The sequence below is a fragment of the Guopingia tenuis genome (genome assembly GCF_014384805.1).
Taxonomy (GTDB): Bacteria; Bacillota; Clostridia; order Christensenellales; family Christensenellaceae; genus Guopingia; species Guopingia tenuis.
In genome coordinates this window covers 575,673-598,931 of the sequence record NZ_JACRSS010000001.1, presented here as the reverse complement: position 1 = coordinate 598,931, position 23,259 = coordinate 575,673, and the positions used below count along the sequence as shown (strand labels likewise).

Below are 23,259 nucleotides of genomic sequence, written 5' to 3'. Positions count from 1 at the left end.
TAAGCGGAAAAAACCCGAAGACCTGCTGCTGCTCACGCACTATATCCTCCCGGCCCTGGCTGCCGTTCTCACGGGATGGCTTTGTGACCGGACGGTGGCTCTGGGAATCGGAATGGCCCTTTTGTCGTTTATCCCCTATAAATATATTCTGGGGAGCTATTTTTCCCGGCTGCTTTTAAAGCATAATCCTCCCCGGATGATCCCCAGGATCCGGGTGGATGAGATCCCGGATGATGCCCGGACGCTGGTGGTGGTTCCCACTTTGCTGACGGATCAAAAGGGCACCCTGGCGCAGCTGGCCCGGCTGGAGGAATACAGCCTGGCCAACCGGGGAGACAATTTGCTGTTTGCCCTGTTTGGAGATATGCCGGACGGAGAGAATCCCGAGCCGCCCGGGGGAGAGGAGATCCGCCGGGCCACTCTTTTGGAGGTGGAACGGCTCAACGGCATTTACGGGAAAAAATTTTTCTTTTTTGAACGGAAGCCCATAAAAAACCGGGCGGGGCGCTATGCGGGAAGGGAACGCAAACGCGGGGCGCTTTTGGCGCTCTGCTCACTGCTGCTGGGAGAAGCAGAGGAAGAATATGCTGCCATTTCCGGGGTTCCCCAGGGCATACGCTATGTCATCACGCTGGATGCAGACACCCAGCTGAATCCCGGGGCCGCGAAAAAGCTCATCGGCGGCATGCTGCATCCGGCCAACCGGCCGCAGGTGGACGAAGAACGGGGGATCGTGACCCGGGGTCATGCCCTGCTGCTGCCTATGGTGGACGTGGATGTCGTGGCGGCCAGGCAGACGCCGTATACGGAAATTTTCGCCGGGCGGGCGGGAATGGACAGCTATTCCGCGCCGGTTTCCGAGCTGTATCAGGATCTGTTTGACGAAGCTACCTATACCGGCAAGGGGATCTTTGACCTGGAGATATATAACCGCCTGCTGAAGGGGCGGTTCCCCGCGGAAACTGTCCTCAGCCATGACCTTTTGGAAGGGGGATATCTCCGGGCGGGCCTCATGTCGGATGTGCGGGTGGAGGACGGCCTGCCCAAAACCGTCCTGTCTGCCGGAAAACGGGACCACCGCTGGACCCGCGGCGACTGGCAGACGGCGCCATGGCTGCGGCGGCGGGTGAAAAACGAGGCAGGGGAGAGCGTTTCCAATCCCCTGGGCTTTCTGACGAAATTTAAAATATGGGAAAACCTCTTTCGGAGTCTGGTTCCCATTCTGAGCCTGCTGCTCATTCCCTTTGGCTTTTGGGCGGGGGGATATATCTGCCTGATCGCGGAGATTCTGGCGCTGCTGCCCTGGTTTTTTGAACCCATCAGCAATTTCAACCGGGGGATCAACGAGCTGCTGAAAAATGTGGGCAAAGGGGCGACGCTCCGGGACGCCTGGCTGGAAGGGAAAACCACGCTTCTCCAAGGGGTCATCAATTTCTGTCTGTTGCCCTATTCCTGCGCCCTGCGGGCCGACGCCATCTGCCGCGCCCTCTGGCGGATGCATGTTTCCCATAAAAACATGCTGGAATGGACGACGGCCGACCAGGCGGAGCGCCGGGACGCCGGGCGGCTTTCGGCGTATTACCGTGCCATGTGGTTTGCCCCGGTATTCGGCGTTTTCCAGGTGATGTTCGACGCCTTCTGCGGATTTAACTTTTTCTTTTATTCGCTGGCCATCGGGATCCTGTTTTTGGCGGCGCCTTTTCTGGCCTATTTTTTGAGCCTGCCGCTGGAGGAGAGGCAGCCCAGGCTGCGCCGGGAGGAAGAGGAATTTTTGGGCGATGCGGCCTGCCGGATCTGGCGATTTTTTGACGAGACGGCTGACCGAAGGACGATGATCAGCCCGGATAACGTCCAGTTTGCGCCGCCGCGGCCGCCGGCCCAGCGGACGTCGCCCACCAATGTCGCCTATTCCCTCATTGCGGGCATATGCGCCTATGACTGCGGATATATCGGAAAAAAGACGCTGCTGGAGCGGACGGAAAAGATCACCGCTGCGCTGGAGCGGATGGAAAAATGGCATGGGCATATGCTCAACTGGGTCAAGCTGCCCAGTCTGGAACCGCTGGAACCCAAATACGTCTCTTCCGTGGACAGCGGCAACCTGGCCTGCTATCTGCTGGCGGCCCAGGGCGGCCTGCGGCGGATTGCGGGAGAGACGCCGGATTATCGCCGCCGGATGCAGGCTTTCCGGGAGACTATCGGCATGTGCATGGAAAAGGCGAAGCAGAAGGACGACGGCGGGGTCTGCCGTCTGGCGGAAACGTATTTGGGCCGGGATAGGATAGACGCCGGGGATTTTACGGAATTTCTGGAGCAGCTCCGGGCGAAATCCATGCCGCGGCTCATGGACAAATGCTTTCAGCCCTTTTGGCGGATGCTGGAGAGGATGGAAGCGGAGGATGACGGGGACAGCGGCCCGGCAGAAGCGGCCGAAGAACTGTGCCGGCGTTTGCAGGCGCTGTTTGACGCCATGGATTTTGCGCCGCTCTATAACCCCGCCAGCAAGCTGTTTCATATCGGCATAAGTCTGCCGGAAGAGCAGCTTTCGGAAAATTATTATGATCTTTTTGCCTCGGAGATCCGGCAGGCCAGCTTTATTGCCATCGCCAAGGGAGATGTTCCTGCCGAGCATTGGTTTGCCATGGCGCGGCCGCTGATCAATCTGGGTACACTCCGGGCGCTCATCAGCTGGAGCGGAACGATGTTTGAATACTTCATGCCCGCCCTGTTGATGCCGGCCTATCCGGGGACGCTTCTTGGGGAAACGGCCCAGGGCGTAGTGGCGGCCCAGAAAAGCTTTGCCAAAAAACTACCGTTTGGCATTTCGGAATCTGGCTACTATGCCTTTGACCGGGATCTCTATTATCAATATAAGGCCTTTGGCGTGCCCAAGCTGGGCCTGAGCAGCAGCCTGGGGCAGAAGGTGATAGCGCCGTATGCCACGTTCCTTATGATGCGTACGGCGCCAGAGGACGCCATCCGCAATCTGGAACGCCTGCGCGGGGAAGGGGCTTATGGAAAATACGGTTTTTATGAGGCCGTCGACTATACCGACCGGGGCGGGCCAGGCGGAAAGGTGGTGCGCAGCTTTATGGCGCATCACCAGGGGATGTCGCTGGTGGCTCTGGCCAATTTTCGGATGCAGGACCGCATCCGCCGGGATTTTTATGCCAGCAGCGCCGTCCGCGCCTTTGATATTCTCCTAAAGGAAAAGATTCCGCCGCGCAACATTGTCATCCGCAATGTAAGCCCCGAGGAGAAAACTTCCCGGAAAAAGCCCCGGCGGCAGGAGGAATACCGGGAGACATTCAACCCACTGACGGATCCATGGAACAGCCGGCTGCTCTCCAACGGACAATATCTCCTGCGGGCGGACGCCATGGGACGCTGCCTGGGGAGCATCGGCGAAACCTGCATGACCCGAGAGGGAATTTCTTTCAAAATCCGGGAGGGAGACCGGGTGATCGACGCCTGCTGCGACGGCGAGGGGGACTTTCTGACTACGTTCCAGGTGGGAAAGGTGCAGTACGAAAAGCGAATGGAGGGATTCTGCCTGACCCGGGAAGTGTGCGTTCATCCTTCTCTGCCCATGGAGATACACAGTCTGTGCATTCAGAACACAAGCGAAGAAGAAAAGCGAATCACCATCGCGGCGTCGGCCGTGCCCCTTCTCTGCCCGGAAAGAGACTATATTTCCCATCCTGCATTCTCCGAACTGTTTATTGATACAAAACTGGAAGAGGGAATGGCGGTTGCCCGGCGCCGGGGCCGCTATGACGAAATTTCGGAAAAATATCTGGCCATATATCCGGTCTGCGGCGACGAACCCTTGGAATTTGAGACGGATCGGGCGGAGTTTATGCGTCATCCCTTTGTGATGAACGGAGGTGATGGCGGAGTGATCCATCCCATCCTGGCCTGTCAGACAAGCATCGTCCTGGCTCCCGGGGAAAAGCGGGAATTCCACCTGCATCTGGGCTATGGAGAGGATCGGGATGTTCTGGCGGCAGAGATGCGGCGGCTTGCCGGCGAGGATGCCCGCCGACTGGCCTTTGAAATGGCGGAGACGCTGGATCAGGCGCATTTGCAGTATGTGGGGTTCTCTTTCCGCACGGCGCTTCTCTATGAAAAACTGGCCGCCCGTGTTCTGCATAGCGGGAACTGGAAAGAAAACCAGGCAGAGGCAATCCGGCGGGCGGGAAACCGCCAGGAGCTTTATGCCCTGGGAATTTCCGGTGAGAAGCCGCTGCTGGTTCTGGAGCTGCCGGGCCGGGAAGAGGAAATTGCTCTGAAGGAATATAAGCGGGTGGCGGAATATTGGCGGGTCCGCGGCCTGGATGCGGATATTGTGGCCCTGCTGGGGAAAAATCTCGGCTATTTACAGGAAAATATCGAGGGGATCCGCGTTCTGGTGAAAAATACCTGCGCCCCAGTCCTGGTGAATACGCTGTTGGCGGCGGCCGGAATGGTAGTTTTTGCGGGAAAAAGTCTGAAAAGGCAGTTGCAGGCGGCCCCCGGGATTTATCCGGCCCGGCGGGTGCAGCCCAGCCCTATGGGCAATCAGGCGCCTGCCGCCGGCGAGCTGCAGTTCTTTAACGGATTCGGCGGATTTTCGCCGGATGGCACAAGCTATATCATGACAATAGATGCGGACAACCCGCTTCCGCGGCCCTGGAGCAATATTCTGACCAACGGGCGCTTTGGCAGTGTGGTGACGGCGGGCGGCTGGTCCTATACCTGGATGAAGAACAGCCGGATGTTCCGCCTGACGCCCTTTGCCCCGGATCCCACCTGGGAAAAGGCCAGCGAATGGGTCTGCCTGGCCGATCCGGTCACCGGGGAATACTGCTTCCCCCTGCCCAGCGAATGGAGCCGGGATTCTTATAGCGTCCGCTTCTCTTTTGGAAAGGCGGAGTTTGATACGGCCGGCGAGATTTCCACCCACGCGGAGGTCTATGTTCCAAAAAAGGAGGATGCCAAGGTTACCCGCTTGACCATCCGGAATACCGGCGGCGGACGGAGGCTCAAGATATACTATGGCATCCGGCCGATGCTCAGCGAACAGAACGAAGCCGAGCGGCGGGGTATTGTCACCGAATGGCGGGACGGCGCCCTCTGCGCCCATTCCCCCTTAAATCCCTGGATCCCGGGATGCGCCTATGCAGCCATTCCCGGATACCGGACCCACGGAACGGGGGATGCCGGGGAGGCTCTGGGAATCTTCGGGCAGGAGCTTCCGGCGGGCATCTGGGCCGCGGAGCTTTCGGGAAAAACCGGGGCGGGGATGGACCCCTATCTGCTGCTCTCCACGGAATTTTATATTCCCGCGGGCCGAAGCCTGGAAATTCCTCTGGTATTTGGTTGGAGCGAAAGCGGAGCGGCGGGGGAGGATGCCCGCCGGGCCGCTCTCGCCCTGCCGCCGGATACCTATCAAAGACTGACGGAAAAAATCCGGGTGCATACGCCCTCTCCCTCCTTTGACACTCTGGTCAACGGCTGGCTGCTCTATCAGACCGCCGCTTCCCGGGTAGACGCCAAAACCGGCTATTTTCAATCCGGCGGAGCTACGGGATTCCGGGATCAGCTCCAGGATATGCTGGCGTTTCTGCTCATAGAGCCGGAGCGCGTGCGGGAACATATTCTTCTTTGTGCGTCCCGGCAGTTTGCCGAGGGAGACGTTCTGCACTGGTGGCACCCCGAGGCCATCGGCGTGCGCACGCATATGTCGGACGACCTTCTGTTCCTGGCCTTTCTGACACTGCAGTATATCCGCGTCACCGGGGACGACACGATTCTCTTTGAAAAGGCGCATTATCTGGCGTCTGCGGAGATCCCCGAGGGACAGCATGACCTCTATCAGAGCTTTTCTGCAAGCCCGCTTTGTGAGCCGTTGTTGGAGCATATCCTGCGGGCGGTGGACCATGCGGCTGCTTTCGGCGGCCACGGACTGCCGCTGATGAAGGGCGGCGACTGGAACGACGGCATGGACCGCGTGGGCGCAGAGGGAAAGGGAGAGAGCGTCTGGTTGGGATTTTTCCTGTATTATATTCTCGACCAGCTGATCCCTCTGCTCCAAAAGGAAAAGCGGGAGCGGAAGGCCGCGGAATACAAAGAGATCAAGGAGGCTCTCCAGGAGGCGCTTGAGGAAAATGCCTGGGATGGGGAATGGTATCTCCGGGCCTTTTTTGACGATGGTACGCCTCTTGGCAGCGCATCGGGCGAGGAATGCAAGATCGACCTGATCTCTCAGGCATGGGCTGTGATTTCCGGAGCAGCCAGCCCGGAGCGCGCCCGGCAGGCCATGGAAAACGCCCTGCTGCGGCTGAAAAAGGAAAAGGAAGGAGTGCTGCTCCTCCTGCATCCCGCCTTTGATAAGACAGAAAAAGACCCGGGGTATATCAAGGGATATACGCCGGGAGTCCGGGAAAACGGCGGGCAATATACCCATGGCGCCGCCTGGGGCGTTATCGCCGCCTGCCTGCTCAATAAAAAGAGCGAGGCATTTGAGCTGTTTGAGATGCTCAACCCCATCAACCATACCCGGTCCAAGGCCCAGGCGCTCACCTATAAGGGGGAACCCTATGCCGTCGCCGCGGATGTTTATTACACCGAACGCGACCCCGGGCGGGCCGGATGGACCTGGTATACGGGAAGCAGCGCCTATCTGCTGCATGCCGCCCTCACCTATATCCTGGGGATGAAAAAATGGGGAAGATACCTCTCCTTTGCCCCCTGCGTTCCCGAGGAATGGGAGGGGTTTTCCCTGACCTATACCTTCGGCGCCAGCCGCTATCACATCACACTTCAGCGGGGAGGACAGGCATCGCCGCCCATTGAGCTGCGGGACGACGGCGCCGACCACGAAATCTGCTATACCTTTGCCTGAGCCCGGCTTGCACTTTCCCGCGCTCCTGCTATAATGAAGGCATGAACAGTGATTTTTTGCCTATGACAAAGAAAGACTTGCAGGAGCGGGGGATTGCGCAGCCGGATTTTATTTTGGTATCCGCGGACGCCTATGTGGATCATCCCTCCTTTGCCAATGCGCTCATCGGGCGCTATCTGGAGGCGCTGGGCTATAGCGTGGCGCTTCTCTGCCAGCCCAATTTCGGCGATCTTCGGGCCTATCAGGTCCTGGGAAGGCCGCGGCTGGCCTTTTTGGTGTCCGGCGGGAACATGGATTCCATGGTCAACCGCTATACCGCCAACAAGGCGCCCCGGAAAAAGGATCTGTATTCTCCCGGCGGAGCCCAGAGACGGCCCAAACGGGCGACGATTGTCTATACCCAGATGCTGCGCCGGGCCTATCCCGACGTCCCCATCGCCATCGGCGGCGTGGAGGCCAGCCTGCGGCGGTTCGCTCATTACGACTATTGGGATAACGCCGTACGTCCCTCGATTCTCGAGGATGCGCCGGCGGATCTTTTGATGTATGGCATGGGAGAACATCCCCTGAAGGAACTGGCGGAGGCGCTGGACAGCGGGCTCGCCATCGGCGACATTACCTATATCCGGGGAACCGCCTATCGGGCCAAAGACGACAGCCGGGTTTATGAAGAAAAAATCATGACGCCTTCCTTTGAAGAGGTGAAGAAGGATAAGAGAAAATATGCCGAGGCCTTCCGCATGCAGTATCTGGAGCAGGATTACCGGCAGGGCCGAGTGGTGGTGCAGCCCCATGGGGATCATGTGGTGATTCAGAATCCGCCGGCCGAGCCTCTTTCCACCGAGGAGATGGATTTTGTCTATTCCCTGCCCTTCACGAAAGAGGCGCACCCTTCCTATAAAGAGCCGATACCGGCGCTTCAAGAGGTCAAGTTTTCCCTGGTGTCCTCCCGGGGATGCTATGGGGGATGTTCTTTCTGCTCAATATTTTTCCACCAGGGAAAATATATTCAGAGCCGCAGCCAGGAATCCCTGGTAGCCGAGGCGGAAGAGCTGACGAGAAAAAAGGATTTTAAGGGCTATATCCATGATGTGGGCGGGCCGACGGCCAATTTCCTCTCCCTGCCCTGTGAAAAGGCGAAAACGGCGGGGATGTGCCGAAATCGGCGCTGCCTGGCTCCAACGCCCTGCAAAAACCTGAAGGCGGACCATTCGCGGTATATCGCCACGCTGCGGGCCCTGCGGGCGGTCCCGGGGGTGAAAAAGGTCTTTATCCGTTCGGGCATCCGCTATGACTATGTGATGGCAGACAAGAGCGGCGAATTCATTCGGGAGCTGGCCCGGCACCATGTGAGCGGAGAGCTGAAGGTGGCTCCCGAGCACTGCGCGCCGGAGGTTCTGCGCCTCATGGGAAAGCCGAATCTTGACGTATATGAGCGGTTTGTGCAAAAATTTGAGGCCGCCAGCCGCAAGGCGGGAAAAAAGCAGTATGTGCTTCCCTACTTTATCGCTTCACACCCCGGCTCGACTATTGCCTGCGCAATAGAGCTTGCGGTATATTTAAAAAGGAGCGGGTTTGTTCCCGACCAGGCCCAGGATTTTTATCCCACGCCGGGGTCCCTCTCCACCTGCATGTATTATACCGGCCTTGACCCTTTGACGATGGAGCCGGTCTATGTTCCCAAATCCCGGGAGGAACGCGCCATGCAGCGGGCACTTTTGCAATTCAATAAGCCGGAAAACTATCCTCTTGTGAAAAAGGCGCTGCTGCGTGCAGGCCGCCGTGACCTGATTGGAAAGGGCCGGGACTGCCTGATCCGCGGATAGAGGGCGCACAGGGCCTGCGCCTTTTTTACGCTCTGGATTTCCTGTGGAAAACTGTATTTTTGACAAAGCCGGCACTTTTCAGGGGAAAAGCGCCGTTCTTTTGCAAAGAAGCGGGGAAATGGGCGGGGAAAAAGGAAGAAAACAGCCAGTTTTAGTCAAATATACCTTGCGTGAGAGGGGGCTTTGTGCTAAACTTAAATGTACTTGTATATTGGCAGGATTCCAGGGTTTTGTGATAAAATCTGCTGATATGTAGATTCGATTTTATAAAATTGGTTGAAAGATAAGTAGGAGGAAGTTAGTTTATGGCCAGCGTAAAAGAGATTGAAAAGAACAAGGTTAAGATTGAATTTGAGATTTCGCAGGATGCTTTGAAGAGCGCATCGCTTCAGGCATACAATAAGAACAAGGGAAAATTCAGCGTTCCCGGCTTCCGCAAGGGCCATGCCCCCAAAGCCGTGATCGAGAAGTTCTATGGCGAGGGCGTGTTCTTTGAGGATGCCTTTGAGATCGCTTTCCCGGATGCTTATGGAAAGGCGCTGGACGAAGAAAATGTGTTTGCGGTTTCCCGCCCGGAAAATGTGGATATCGTCTCCATGGAGGCAGACAAGCCCATGGTCGTGAGTGCAGAAGTCTATGTGAAGCCGGAGGTGGAGCTGGGCAATTATAAGGGCGTCACCGTTACCTTTGAAAAGAAGGCGGTGGAGGAAAAGGATGTGCAGGCCGAGATCGACCGTGCGCTGGAGCAGAACGCCCGCTTTGAGGAAGTGGATCGGGCCGTTCAGAACGGCGACAAGGTGGTTCTGGATTATTCCGGCAGCGTGGACGGCAAAAAATTTGACGGCGGCACTGCTGAGGCGCAGACGCTGGATATCGGTTCGGGCACGTTTATTCCCGGCTTTGAGGAACAGATCATCGGCATGAAGGCCGGCGAGGAAAAGGATATCGAAGTCAAATTCCCCGAGGATTACCGGGCCGCCGAGCTGGCGGGCAAGCCGGCTGTTTTCTCCATCAAGCTTTCCTCCGTAAAGGAAAAGCAGCTTCCCGAGGCAGACGATGAATTTGCCCAGGATGTTTCGGAATTCGACACCTATGAGGAATACAAGGCGGACGTCCAGAAGAAGCTGGAGGAGCGCAGGGAAAAGCAGAACCAGTATGCGCTGGAGGATGCCGTGGTCAACAAGATCGTGGATAACGCGAAGGTGGATATCCCGGACTGCATGATTGAAAACCAGATTAACTACCAGATCCAGGAAATGGAATACAGCCTGATGTATCAGGGGTTGAATTTGGAGCAGTATATGCAGTATACCGGCATGACCATGGATAAGCTGCGGGAGCAGTATCGCGAGCCTTCGGAAAAGAAGGTCAAGACCCAGCTGGTTCTGGAAGCTGTGAAAGAGGCGGAGAAGATCGAGGTTTCCGACGAAGAGCTGGATGCGCAGATCGCGGAATTTGCCAAGATGCAGAACAAGGATGTAGACGAGTTCAAAAAGGGAATGAAAGATAACGAACTTGAATACATTAAGGACAGAGCCGTTTACGACAAGCTGATCAAGATGCTTGTGGACGCGGCAAAGGTGCGCAAGCCTGCCAAGCGCAAGCCGGCGGCAAAGAAGGAAGAAGCAGAAGCTCCGGCGAAAGAGGAAAAAACAGAGGAATAAGCGGGAAAACAGGCGCGCTGAGAAAAGGAGTGACACTTTATGAGTTATGTTCCCATAGTAATAGAACAGACCAACCGGGGGGAACGTTCCTATGACATCTATTCCCGGCTTTTGAAAGACCGGATCGTCTTTCTCTCGGGGGAAATTGATGACCTGACGGCCAACCTTATCGTGGCACAGCTCATTTTCCTGGAGGCTGAGGACCCGGATAAGGATATTTCCATGTATATCAACAGCCCCGGCGGTTCGGTCACGGCGGGCATGGCGATCTATGACACCATGCAGTATATCAAATGCGATGTGACCACCATCTGCGTGGGCATGGCGGCTTCCATGGGGGCTTTCTTGCTGACGGCGGGGGCCAAGGGAAAGCGCAAAGCGCTGCCCAACAGCGAAATCATGATTCATCAGCCTCTGGGCGGAGCCAAGGGCCAGGCCACGGATATTGAGATCCAGGCCCGGCATATCCTGAAGATTAAGGAAAAAATGAACAGCATTATTGCTGAGCGCACAGGACAGGATTTGGAAAAGGTGAAACAGGACACCGAGCGCGATTTCTATATGTCCGCCGAAGAGGCGAAGGAATATGGAATCATCGATCAGATCATTCCTGCCCGGCGCTGAAAAACGAGGTGAATGAATGAGTAATAATCGAAGCGATGAACCAAACAAGCCGGTCAAGTGCTCGTTCTGCGGAAAATATCAGGAACAGGTGCGGCGGATCATCGCCGGCCCCGGCGTGTTCATCTGCGATGAGTGCGTGGAGCTCTGCCGGGAGATCATCGACGAGGACTTTGTGGAGGATACGGCAGCAGACCTGAACGATATTCCCAAGCCGGCGGAGATCGTTGCGACGCTGGACGACTATGTCATCGGTCAGGAAAAGGCAAAGAAATATCTGGCGGTGGCCGTATACAACCACTATAAGCGGATTGCGGCAAAACAGCCGAAAAGCGAGGATGTGGAGCTGCAAAAGAGCAATATCCTCATGCTGGGGCCGACGGGCTGCGGAAAAACGCTGCTGGCGCAGACGCTGGCAAAGATTCTCCAGGTGCCCTTTGCCATCGCGGACGCCACTTCGCTGACGGAAGCGGGGTATGTGGGCGAGGATGTGGAAAACATTCTCCTGAAGCTCATCCAGGCGGCGGATTACAACATCGAAAAGGCCCAGAAGGGCATTATCTATATCGATGAAATCGATAAAATTGCCCGCAAGAGCGATAATCCCTCCATCACCCGGGATGTTTCGGGCGAGGGCGTGCAGCAGGCGCTGCTGAAAATTCTCGAGGGTACGGTGGCCAGCGTTCCGCCTCAGGGCGGCCGCAAACACCCCCATCAGGAGTTTTTGCAGATTGATACCACCAATATCCTCTTTATCTGTGGCGGTGCATTCGGCGGGTTGGAAAATATCATCGAAAACCGCATCGGCAAAAAGACCATGGGATTTGGTGCGGAGGTGCAGTCCAAGAAAGAGCGGGATCTGGGCGCGCTGTTTGAACAGGCGCTGCCGGAAGATCTTTTGAAATTTGGATTGATCCCGGAATTTGTCGGCCGTGTCCCGGTGATTGTGACGCTCAAGGCTCTGGATGAACAGGCGCTGATCAATATTCTGACCCAGCCCAAGAACGCGCTGACAAAGCAGTTCAAGCGCCTCTTTGAAATGGACGGCGTGGAGTTGGATTTCGAGCCGGATGCGCTGAAGGAAATCGCCAAGCTGGCGCTGGAACGCAACACGGGCGCCCGGGGGCTGCGGGCGATCGTGGAATCCCTGCTGATGGATTCCATGTATGAGGTGCCTTCCAGCCAGAACGTGACAAAATGCGTGGTGACCAAAGAAACCGTGCGCGGAGCGAAAAAGCCCGAGCTTATCGAAACGAAGGAAGCCCTTCCGGCCGCCAACGAATAAAACGAAAGAACCAAAAAGGATATCTCCTGGCAGATATCCTTTTTTTGTTGCTCAAAAAAGCTGGGAAAAGACAAGAGGGAGGACGTGCAAGGAGCGGATCCGGCGGAATGCTCTGGCGGGAACATGGAACGGATGTATATGCACTTTTTGCTGCTCCAAAGGTGCGGCTGGGAATAAAATTTTCCGACTTTGAACAAATATGCGATGCATAAGGCGCTGTGATTTGGAAGAATCCGACAGGGTTTTTCCGGGAGAAGCACACATAAAGCCGCCGGGTTTTCGCAAACTAAAGGCAGAAATGAGGTGAAAAAATTGACGGAATTACTGCTCATAACCCAGGTGTTTTTTGTTTGCGCTATGACTGTCTTTGTGCTTTCCAACATGAAATCCCGGGGTGAAAAGAAAAACGTTTTGAAACAGCATGCGGAAGAAAAGCTGGAAGAACTGCGCGCCCTTCGCCATGTGCATCTGGCTATGCCTCTTTCGGAAAAGACCCGCCCCTCCGCCATGGGGGAGATCGTGGGACAGGAGGAGGGGATCCGGGCGCTGACAGCGGCGCTCTGCGGAAAGAACCCCCAGCATATTCTCATCTATGGCCCGCCGGGCGTGGGAAAGACCTGCGCGGCGCGGCTGGCGCTGGAAATGGCGAAACAAAGCCCGGGGACACCCTTTGCGCCGGATGCGAAATTCATTGAGATGGATGCGACCTGTATCCGCTTTGATGAAAGGTCCATTGCCGATCCCTTGATCGGGAGCGTCCATGATCCTATCTATCAGGGAGCAGGAGCCTATGGGCAGGCAGGACTGCCTCAGCCCAAGCCTGGTGCTGTGACCAAGGCCAACGGCGGCGTATTGTTTCTGGATGAGATCGGGGAGCTGCATCCTGTGCAGCTCAACAAGCTTTTGAAGGTGATGGAGGACCGAAAGGTATTTTTCGAGAGTGCCTACTATAGCAAGGCAGATAAAAACATCCCCGAATATATTCATCAGATTTTTCAGCGGGGCATGCCTGCGGATTTCCGGCTGATCGGCGCGACTACCCGGCAACCATCGGAAATCCCTCCGGCCCTGCGCTCCCGGGTTGTGGAGGTGTTTTTCCGGCCCTTGGACCCGGAGGAACTCACCTATATTGCGGCCAATGGTGCGAAAAAGGGCGGACTGCCCATCGATAAGGAAGCGCTTCAACTCATTGCGGAGTATTCTGAAAATGGACGGGACGCTGTCAATATGGTGCAGATGGCGGTGGGGCTGGCGGAAGCCGGGGACAAGCGTTTCATTGAGAAGGGCGACGTCCGGTTCATTATTGAGAATGGACGGTATTCCAGGCGCTATCTGCCCAAAGCAAAGCCGGACAGCCGGGTGGGGTGCGTATACGGCCTGGCGGTTGCCGGGCCCAGCCAGGGCATTTTATTGGAAATCGAAGCAGTGGCAAAAAAGGCCGCTTCGGGAGAGGGGAGCTGGAGAGTGACGGGATTTGCTGAGCGGGAGGAAATGGAGGGCGGCGGAAAACGGCTGGGCCGGCAGAGCGCCGCCATGGCGTCTATGGAAAGCGTCGCCACCATGCTGGAAGCCTGCGCGGGCATCCGGATCCGGGAGTATGACCTGCATATCCATGTGTCCGGCGGAATGATGGTTGATGGGCCGTCCGCCGGCGTTGCCATTGCCGTCTGCCTCTATTCCGCGATCTGCGGGATTCCGGTGCCCGGCGAGACGGCGTTTACGGGAGAGATGGGCCTGCGGGGAGAGATCCGCCCGGTGGGAGGTGTGCGGGAAAAGCTGGAAGCGGCAAAAAAGGCCGGGGTCCGAACCGCGTATATCCCCGCAGACAATGCCGGAGAATATACCGGGGAATTGCGGACAGTTCCGGTATCGCACTTTTCCCAAGTGCTGAAAGAGGTTTTTGGAGAAACCATCCGGCAGGGTGCATAATGGGGAAATCGGCAGAGCCAGAGCCTTGAAAGCATGAAAATATACGGTGCAGCTCTAGCCCGCGAGCCTCGAAAACCATCACCATTCTGCGACTGTTTAAACAAAGCGAAAATACCCTTCCATTCGACAGACGGGACAAGGCGGATTTTGTGTGCTTTGCCGTTGGTACCGGCAGGCATGCGGGACACAAAGCGCCCGGAAAAACGAAAAGGAATGCGTTTCTCAGGAAAAAGTTTTCCCATGCACCGGACACATTCCGCAAAACCCGATGGCAGAAAACAAGGCTTGCCCGAAATTGCAGGGAAGCCAATTCTGCCGCCGTCTGTCGAGAAAGGGAGGAAAGGGGGAAAAGCGGAACTGCACGGGGGAATACCACCTCGTGTCGAAGAGATATAAATAGGCGCCTTCCTGTCACGGGACAAGGCAAAATGGAGTTTCTTCTGCGTATTTGTCTTTGCCATGTGCCCGGAGTTACAAGGGTGCGGCGGCTTGTGTGAAAAGGGGAAATCATGTATAATTAATTTATTATAAAGAGGAAACAGGAGAAAGAAGGAGGGACTTTTGAATATGCAGGGAGAAATTGCAACCCTTCCCATGGTTCCCTTGCGGGGCCTGGTGGTATTTCCCTATACAGTGATAAATTTTGAAGTGGCCCGGGATGCCTCGCTGGAGGCGCTCAAGCGGGCGATGGAGACCGACCAGCGGATTTTTCTTGTGGCGCAGAAGGATCTGCGCATAGAAAATCCCGGCCTGGAAGATATCTATGCAGTGGGCTGCGTGGCCAAGGTGCGCCATATCCTAAAGCTGGGCGGCGGCGCCATCCGCGTTCTGGTGGAGGGGCAGTACCGCGCCCGGGTGTTGAGCTGCCAGCTGGACGGCTGTTTTATGGCGACGGTTTCGGGCTGTGAGCAGACCATCGACCGGGATGAGGTAGCCGAGGCGCATATGCGGGCACTGGTGGAAAAATACGAGGAATATGGCACCAGCAGCGGAAAAGTGTCGCCGGAGACGGTTTTGGCCCTCTCGGATATGGCTTCACCAGAAAAGCTGGTGGATACCGTGGCCATGAACCTGCTCAAGAAAACCGAGGACAAGCAGGAGATTTTGGAAACGCTGGATGTGATTGAGCGGTATCAGAAGGTGCTCCGGCTGACAACCCAGGAGATCCAGATCTCCGAAATTGAGCGGGAGATTGCCGCCCAGACAAAGCTTCAGATCGACAAGCTGCAAAAAGAGCACTACCTGCGCGAGCAGCTCCGGGCCATCCAGAATTCCCTGGGGGACGGCGAAGCGGAGGCGGAGGAGATCGGCGCCTTTAAGACGGCCATTGAGGCTATGCCGGTTCCCGAGGCCACGCAGAAAAAGCTGCTGAAGGAGGTTTCGCGGCTGGAACGCATGAACAGCCAGTCGCCGGACTATAACGTTCTGCGGACATATCTGGAATGGGTGACATCCCTTCCCTTTGGAAAATATACCGAGGATAACCTGGATCTGGCCCATGCCCGGGAGGTTTTGGACCGGGATCACTATGGCATGGAAAAGGTCAAAGAGCGGATTTTGGAATTTTTGGCGGTTATGCAGCTGAAAAACAACCTGAAAGGCTCGATTATCTGCTTTGCCGGCCCTCCCGGCGTGGGGAAAACGTCCATCGCCCGCTCAATCGCGGAGGCTATGGGCCGGAAATTTGTGCGCATGTCCCTGGGCGGCGTGCGGGACGAGGCGGAGATCCGGGGGCACCGGCGCACCTACATCGGCGCGATTCCCGGGCGGATCGCCTCCAATATCAAGCTGGCGGGCACCATGAACCCGGTGTTTTTGCTGGACGAGATTGACAAAATGGGCAACGATTTCCGGGGCGACCCGGCTTCGGCCATGCTGGAGGTGCTGGACCCGGAGATCAACTCCACCTTTGAAGATCATTATCTGGATATGGAGTTGGATCTCTCCAACGTGCTGTTCATCACCACGGCCAATGACATTGGGAATATCCCCCGGCCGCTCTATGACCGGATGGAGATCATCGAGCTGTCCAGCTACACGGCGCAGGAGAAGGAGCAGATCGCCATCCGGCACCTGATCCCCAGGCAGATTTCCCAGCATGGGCTGACGCCGGAGATCCTGAAATTCCAGGCAGGCGCCGTGCAGGCGATGATTAGCGAATATACCTGCGAAAGCGGCGTGCGCTCGCTGGAACGGCTGATTGCCGAGGTGTGCCGCAAGGCGGCCAAGAATTATATCGACGGCAAAAAGAAAATCGTCATTTCCCGGCGCAATCTCCATAACTATATCGGCGCGGGGAAATATAAGGATGCGGTTCTGCCCAAGGAGGACCCGATAGGCTCGGCCATCGGCCTGGCCTGGACGGCGGCCGGCGGCACGACGCTTCCCATCGAGGTGGCCGTTATGGAAGGCTCGGGGAGCGTGGAACTCACCGGGCAGCTGGGAGACGTGATGAAAGAGAGCGCAAGGACCGGCATTTCCCTGGTGCGCTCCATGGCGAAGGAGCTCGGCATCCCCGAAGATTTTCACAAGACAAAGGATATCCATATCCATGTCCCCGAAGGCGCGGTTTCCAAGGATGGCCCATCGGCGGGCATCACCATGGCCCTGGCAGTCGTTTCCGCCCTCACTGGGCGCAGGGTGCGCTGTGATGTGGCCATGACGGGAGAAATCACGCTGACCGGGCGCGTGCTGGCGATCGGCGGGCTGAAGGAAAAGGCCCTGGCGGCCCTGGCGGCGGGAATCCGGACGATCATCATCCCCGAGGATAACCGGGGGGATATTGAGGAAATCTCCAGGGATCTCGCTCATAAAATTACTTTTAAGCCGGTAAGGGAATTCCGGGAGGTTTTGCAGATCGCTCTCCGGGATGCCGAATAAGAGAAACACGGGAGACGGGAATGGAAATCAAAAAAGCGGAATTTGTGCGCAGCATCAGCCGGGGCGGGGAGTATTTCAATCCCGGCCTGCCGGAGATCGCCGTGGTGGGGAAATCCAATGTGGGGAAGTCCTCGCTCATCAACATGCTCACCAACAACCGGAAGCTGGCCCGGGTGTCCAAACAGCCCGGAAAGACCCGCCTTGTCAACTATTTTCTTTTGAACAACGCGTTTTATCTGGTGGACCTGCCGGGATATGGCTTTGCCCGGGTTTCCAAGGAGGAAAAAAAGAGCTGGGATGAAATGATGCGCTCCTATTTTGAAGCGGCCCGGCATCTGAAGGCTGTGCTGATTCTCATGGACATCCGTCATAAGCCCACGGCGGAGGATTTGATGATGGTGCAGTTTGTGGAATATTTTGCTATTCCCTATGTCGTCGGGGCGACCAAGGCGGATAAAATTGCCAAATCCAAGAGGTTTAACGAGTGCGCCCGGCTGCGCCGGCAGATCCCTTCATCCTTTGCCTATGAGATCGTTCCGCTATCATCCGAGGACGGCTATGGCAAGGAAAAACTGCTGGGGATTTTGGAGCCTTATTTACAAAGCGAGGAAGAATGAAGATTTTTGCAATATCCGACCTGCATCTGTCGCTGGGCGGAGAGAAATCCATGGATATATTCGGCCCGCACTGGGAAAACCACTGGCAGCGCATCGCCGAGGACTGGCGCAGCAAGGTGCAGCCGGAGGATGTGGTTCTGATTGCGGGAGACATCAGCTGGGCCATGCAGTATGAGGAGGCGCTGCCGGATTTGCAGGCCATCTGCGCCATGCCGGGGACCAAGGTGATGATTAAGGGAAATCACGATTTTTGGCATGCATCCCTGCAAAAGACGCGGCAGCTTCTGGAGAACCATACCTATTTTATTCAAAACGATGCCATAGAGCTGGGGGATTTTGTGTTTGCCGGAACCCGGGGCTGGAAGCAATGGCAGGAAGAAGGCTTTACGCCGCAGGATGAGAAAATATACCGGCGGGAGGCCGGACGGCTTCGGCTATCGCTGGAGCAGGCAAAAAAGACGGGGCGAAAGATCATTGGGATGTCGCATTATCCGCCGTTTTTGGCGAACCGCGGCCCATCGGTATTTACCCAGTGCTATGGGGAATTTGGGGTGGAAACGGTCATTTATGGCCACGTCCATGGCGATTTTACAAAATTTCACATGGAACCGCGGATACGGATTGAGAATACGGACTATTTTTTGACATCTTGTGATTTTTTGAATTTTCAATTAAAACAAATTTTGTGAGTTTTGTGCATTGATTTAACATTGCGATGGGAATAGGATAGAGGCAAAAGGGCGCGGGAAAACAGAGGAGGATTTTATGAAAACCAAAGCGGTTCGAATGGCTGGAAAAAACCAACTCCTGTTTGGGGAAGTGGAGCTTCCCAAGATCCGGGAGGATGAGATCCTGGTGCGCGTCGTTTCCGACAGTCTCTGCATGTCTACCTATAAGGCGGTTCAACAGGGGAGCGAACACAGCAAAGTGCCCAATAACGTCGCCCAGATGCCCGTCATGCTGGGGCATGAGTTCTGCGGAGAGATTCTCGAAGTGGGGGCGAAATGGAAGGGCCGCTATCAGGCGGGGCAGAAATTCGCCATGCAGCCCAATATTGACAGTCTGGCTGCGCCGGGATATTCCTATCCCTATTGCGGCGGCAACAGCCAATATGCCATTCTCCCGCCCGAGGCGATGGAGAACAACTGCCTTTTGCACTATGAGCAGGACGCCTACTTTTATGGATCGCTGGCCGAACCCATGAGCTGCATCATCGGCGCCTATCACACGAATTTTCACACGGTGAAAGGAGAATATAAGCATATTCTGGGCACAAAAAAGGGCGGAAACCTGGCGCTCCTGGCGTCCGTCGGGCCCATGGGGCTGGGAGCCATCGATTATGCCCTGCATTGCGAGAATGCACCGAAGCTGTTGGTGGTAACAGATATCAACGAGGAGCGGCTGGCCCGGGCGGCCTCCATTTACACTGTGGAAGCGGCGCAGAAGCTGGGCATTGCGCTTCATTATGTGAATACGGCCAAACCCGGCATGACGGAATATATGATGCAGCTTTCCGGCGGAAAGGGCTATGACGATATCCTGATTTTTGCGCCGGTGGAAGACGTGATCCAGCAGGCCAGCGATATCATAGGTGTGGATGGCTGCATGAATTTCTTTGCGGGCCCCATCGACCATGCCTTCTCCGCCAAAATCAATTTTTATAAGGTTCACTATAACCGCATTCATATCTGCGGAAACTCCGGAGGCAATGCGGATGATATGCAGGAAGCCCTGGATATGGCGGCAGCCAGGCGCATCAATCCGGCGTCTATGGTTACCCATGTGGGCGGGCTGGATTCGGTGGTGGATACCATCCTGCACCTGCCGGAAATTCCCGGGGGCAAGAAGCTGGAATACAACACGATCTCCATGCCCATGACAGCCATTGCGGATTTTGGAAAGCTGGGGGAAACCGATCCCATGTTCCGGCGGCTGGCAGAGATCTGCGAGGCGCATAACGGTCTTTGGAGCAGGGAGGCGGAAGAGTATCTCCTCTCCCATGCAAAGCCTATATAAGAGAAAAATAAAAAGGCGGAATTTATTATGGAAGACCGCCTTTTTGTTTTACCCTTTTTTTGGTGTTACATGAATATCCCATAGTAGAATCCGTGATTAAGTTGATTTTGCGATTTTAGCTGGAATTGACGGCTTTGCAATAGTATGGTTTGCATAAGTCGACCACGTTGGCTCATAACCGTCTATCGCTTGATTTCCCCACATGTCCCAATTTTCTCTGTTGCCCCGTGCAAATAACTCTAGGTATGGCCCGGGAGAACAACTTTCAATGAGTTGAATAAATTCATTAGGCTTTCGGCTATGCTCGCGCTTCATTGAACGTATTAAATTAACCTGTGATCTACCGGCTGATAGTGTCCGATTGTTTGTACCTTTGATGCCGAATAATAATATTTCAGTGACATTTCTGAAATAAAAACCAACCCCTCTGCCGTCTGGGAAACCGTCTTTTCGGACTTTTTCCCAAATGAGATTGGTTTTATATTCAAATCCCCACGCTTTCATCACCTCTAATCCCTCTGGTAATAGCGCATTGGGAACCCATAAATATAAATGACTTTTCTCGTCTGCAATATCAGAAACAGGTAATGCTTTGATATCTTCTAACCTCATTGTCGGATATCGATTTAACCGCTTGTGCTCGGGGGCTACTTTGCCGGTTCTGTTTGCAAACTGCCATGGTGGATCGGCATATATAGTTTTATACTTTTTTCCCTCTGTAAATGAATAAAAGTTTTCGATTGTTTCTTTAATTGTGTAGCAATTCTCCATCAATTATACCCCTCGACACACGGCTTTTTAATTCCAATAGCTAATATTGGGCAGCCGCCATTTCTCCTTGATTTCAATCTGTAATTCAACTTTCCTATCCATGTTGTACTGGCACCATATTTTGCCCGGATCCCTAATTCGGAAAAAATATCATTTAATTCTTCCGATCTGGTTATAATTATTCCTACTTCAATTAAGCCGCAATCAAAATATGTTCGCATTGCTAAAAGATCCCGATCAAATGTTTGATCTTTACTATTCCATTCCAGATCAAAAGCTACTTTCCCTTTAATGAAATCTATGTTGTGCCCATCTATATATCCCTCAACTATTTTTTCATCAAAAGGTTTATTTAAAAAACGTCCCCGTGATTTCCCGCGTGGAAACATTTTAACCAGGAGATCTCCTGTTATTCTGATTTCACTCCACCCAAGCGGATATAAAACATTGTCGAACTTCTTGGGAATAGCAGTTTCATTTCCGCCAGCCGCAATAAGATCGTCTGTCGTTATTGATAAATTCTCAAGGCAATCTTGAATATTATCCCATTCGACTGGAAACGCTTCCGACAAAATCTCTAATGCATGACCGTAATTATAAAACTCAAATTTTTTAAGCAAATCATTTCTAATGTATTTGTTCATATTAAAATCCTCTTTTTTGATAGAGATCATTTTAATCATAACAAAATAGCACTTTTATTTCAAGGAGCTAAAAAAGAATTGGATATGAATAAATGGATTGATTATGCGATGTAATAGATTTTCATAAAAATGTTTGGAATGATAATGCGTGAATAGATAAAGCAGTGGTGAGATTATATTTTTAGGTCGGTTTTTGTTAAATGATATAAACTGCGTTCCAGCCCCCTGGTTCCGCATGAATTGACTTTTGGACGTGTAAACTATATAATAAAACAGAATCACATATGGAGGAAATTCACTTGAAAATTTTTAATTCCATGACCAGAAAAAAGGAAGAGTTCGTTCCCGTGCATCCCGGGGAAGCGAGGATCTATGCCTGCGGCCCCACGGTATACAATTATTTTCATATCGGAAACGCCCGTCCTTTTATTGTTTTTGACACATTGCGCCGGTATCTGGAATACCGGGGCTATAAGGTTACCTTTGTCCAGAATTTTACGGATATTGACGACAAGATGATCAAGGCCGCCAATGAGCAGGGGATTACCGTCAAGCAGCTGGGCGAACATTTTATCGAGGAATATTTTAAAGACGCCAAGGGCCTGAATATCCGCCCGGCGACTGTGCACCCCAAGGCGACTGAGCATATCGAGGATATTATCCGCCTGATTTCCCGGCTTATCGAGGAAGGGCACGCCTATGTGGCGGAAAACGGCGACGTATATTACGATACCGAGAGCTTCAAGGACTATGGAAAACTCTCTGGGCAGGATCTGGACGATCTGGAAATGGGGGCGCGCATCGAGGTCAACGATGTGAAAAAGAATCCCATGGATTTCGCGCTTTGGAAGGCGAAGAAACCCGGGGAACCGGCATGGGAAAGCCCGTTTTCCGAGGGGCGGCCGGGCTGGCACATCGAATGCAGCGCCATGAGCCAGAAATATCTGGGGGATACCTTTGATATTCATGGCGGCGGGCAGGATCTGAAATTTCCCCATCACGAAAACGAGATAGCCCAGAGCGAGGGCGCCACGGGAAAGACTTTTGCCAACTACTGGATGCATAATGGTTATATCAATATCGACAACCGCAAGATGAGCAAATCCCTGGGGAATTTCTTCACCGTGCGGGATATTTCCAAGGAGTTTGACCTTTTGGCGGTGCGGCTGTTCATGCTCTCATCTCATTACCGCAATCCCATCAATTTCTCCCGGGATCTGATTGTGCAGGCAGAGGCCGCCCTTTCGCGGATTGCCAACTGCCGGGAAAACCTCCGGTTTGTGGCGGAGGCCGGGAAGAGTGAGGCCAAGAAGGAGCTGGATCTTGAATCCTTCCGGCAGCGGTTTATCGACGCTATGGACGACGACCTGAACACGGCGGATGCCATCGGCGTGATTTTCGATTTGGTGAAGGAACTGAATACGGCCTTCAGCCAGGGAGGAGACGCAGCCCAGGCCAAAGAGGGGCTCGGCATGCTGGATGAGCTGCTGGGCGTTCTGGGGTTTATCAAAGAGGAGAGGGAAGAGGAAATCCCTTCTGAGATTCAGGCGCTGGCAGAGGAGCGCGCAGAGGCGCGCAAGGCCAAGGACTGGACCCGGGCGGACGCCATCCGCGACCAGTTAAAAGAGGCGGGCTATGAATTGAAAGACACGCCGGAGGGCGTAAAAATAACGAGAGTCTAAGGAGAAAACAGGAGGAAAAATGGACGTATTCAGCGGGGAATCCATCGTACAGCTATTCAGCGTGATCATCGGCGTTTATGCGCTCTATTCCGGAATCAAGGGGGATGGGGGCGCCTATAAAAACAGCTATCCCAAGGAATTGCAGGAGCCGATCCGCAAGATCCTGCGGGTCACCTATCTGATTTTTGGCGTGATTATGACGGTTGGCGGCGTGCTGGACTATTTAAAGGTGTTCGGCGAAGCGGCAAATGAGTGGGTCGTTTGGTGCTATACCGGCCTTGGCCTGATCGTGTTTGTGGTGTATTGGATTATCATCAAGGTCAAATTCGGCAAACAGATGAAGTAATGGCAAAAAACGGCGGTCCCCATTTATGCGATGCTTAGATGGGGATTGTCTTTTCCGGCGGGGGCACTGCTTCGCTAGGGGAAAAACCGAGA

14 protein-coding genes are annotated in these 23,259 nt (G+C 54.5%); 12 read left to right on the top strand and 2 right to left on the bottom strand.

Features of this window, described 5'->3' with window-relative positions; translation table 11 throughout:
• Positions 1–685: 685 nt before the first annotated feature.
• From H8693_RS02890 to H8693_RS02845, 10 genes are all read left to right on the top strand, one after another.
• The gene (locus tag H8693_RS02890) at positions 686–6,886 is read left to right on the top strand and encodes a GH36-type glycosyl hydrolase domain-containing protein (RefSeq protein WP_407926342.1); all 6,201 of its coding nucleotides are present in this window, start codon (positions 686–688) and stop codon (positions 6,884–6,886) included.
• 62 nt (positions 6,887–6,948) lie between these two features.
• Complete coding sequence (locus tag H8693_RS02885; RefSeq protein WP_249279711.1) at positions 6,949–8,712, top strand: YgiQ family radical SAM protein; 1,764 nt, start codon at positions 6,949–6,951, stop codon at positions 8,710–8,712.
• 305 nt (positions 8,713–9,017) lie between these two features.
• Positions 9,018–10,376 (top strand): trigger factor, encoded by a 1,359-nt coding sequence (gene tig, locus H8693_RS02880; RefSeq protein ID WP_249279710.1) that lies wholly within the window; start codon positions 9,018–9,020, stop codon positions 10,374–10,376.
• A gap of 39 nt (positions 10,377–10,415) precedes the next feature.
• Positions 10,416–11,000 carry an ATP-dependent Clp endopeptidase proteolytic subunit ClpP gene (gene clpP / locus H8693_RS02875; RefSeq protein ID WP_249279709.1) on the top strand — a complete coding sequence of 195 codons (585 nt, stop codon included), beginning with the start codon at positions 10,416–10,418 and terminating at the stop codon, positions 10,998–11,000.
• 16 nt (positions 11,001–11,016) lie between these two features.
• Positions 11,017–12,282, top strand: coding sequence for an ATP-dependent Clp protease ATP-binding subunit ClpX (gene clpX / locus H8693_RS02870; protein WP_249279708.1), 1,266 nt, complete (start codon positions 11,017–11,019; stop codon positions 12,280–12,282).
• Positions 12,283–12,594: 312 nt separating this feature from the next.
• Complete coding sequence (gene lonB / locus H8693_RS02865) at positions 12,595–14,211, top strand: ATP-dependent protease LonB (RefSeq protein WP_283243731.1); 1,617 nt, start codon at positions 12,595–12,597, stop codon at positions 14,209–14,211.
• Between the two features lie 567 nt (positions 14,212–14,778).
• Entirely contained in the window at positions 14,779–17,091 is a 2,313-nt protein-coding gene (lon, locus tag H8693_RS02860) for an endopeptidase La (RefSeq protein WP_249279707.1), read from the top strand.
• Positions 17,092–17,111: 20 nt separating this feature from the next.
• Positions 17,112–17,708 carry a ribosome biogenesis GTP-binding protein YihA/YsxC gene (yihA, locus tag H8693_RS02855; protein WP_249279706.1) on the top strand — a complete coding sequence of 199 codons (597 nt, stop codon included), beginning with the start codon at positions 17,112–17,114 and terminating at the stop codon, positions 17,706–17,708.
• Positions 17,705–18,397: a metallophosphoesterase gene (locus H8693_RS02850; protein ID WP_249279705.1), complete on the top strand. Its 693-nt coding sequence runs from the start codon at positions 17,705–17,707 to the stop codon at positions 18,395–18,397. The genes yihA and H8693_RS02850 overlap by 4 nt, the downstream gene beginning before the upstream one ends.
• Before the next feature lie 76 nt (positions 18,398–18,473).
• Positions 18,474–19,724 carry a zinc-binding dehydrogenase gene (locus H8693_RS02845; protein WP_249279704.1) on the top strand — a complete coding sequence of 417 codons (1,251 nt, stop codon included), beginning with the start codon at positions 18,474–18,476 and terminating at the stop codon, positions 19,722–19,724.
• Positions 19,725–19,820: 96 nt separating this feature from the next.
• Here H8693_RS02845 and H8693_RS02840 read toward each other — a convergent pair whose 3' ends face one another.
• Both H8693_RS02840 and H8693_RS02835 read right to left on the bottom strand, forming a co-directional pair.
• On the bottom strand, positions 19,821–20,495 hold the full coding sequence (locus H8693_RS02840; RefSeq protein ID WP_249280103.1) for an MT-A70 family methyltransferase: 675 nt from the start codon (positions 20,493–20,495) through the stop codon (positions 19,821–19,823).
• Positions 20,495–21,139 (bottom strand): BglII/BstYI family type II restriction endonuclease, encoded by a 645-nt coding sequence (locus H8693_RS02835; RefSeq protein ID WP_249279703.1) that lies wholly within the window; start codon positions 21,137–21,139, stop codon positions 20,495–20,497. The genes H8693_RS02840 and H8693_RS02835 overlap by 1 nt, the downstream gene beginning before the upstream one ends.
• A 299-nt stretch (positions 21,140–21,438) precedes the next feature.
• On the opposite strand from H8693_RS02835, the gene cysS reads away from it, so the two are divergent.
• Both cysS and H8693_RS02825 read left to right on the top strand, forming a co-directional pair.
• Positions 21,439–22,821 (top strand): cysteine--tRNA ligase, encoded by a 1,383-nt coding sequence (cysS, locus tag H8693_RS02830; protein ID WP_249279702.1) that lies wholly within the window; start codon positions 21,439–21,441, stop codon positions 22,819–22,821.
• A gap of 19 nt (positions 22,822–22,840) precedes the next feature.
• Positions 22,841–23,167 carry a hypothetical protein gene (locus H8693_RS02825; protein WP_249279701.1) on the top strand — a complete coding sequence of 109 codons (327 nt, stop codon included), beginning with the start codon at positions 22,841–22,843 and terminating at the stop codon, positions 23,165–23,167.
• Positions 23,168–23,259: the final 92 nt, after the last annotated feature.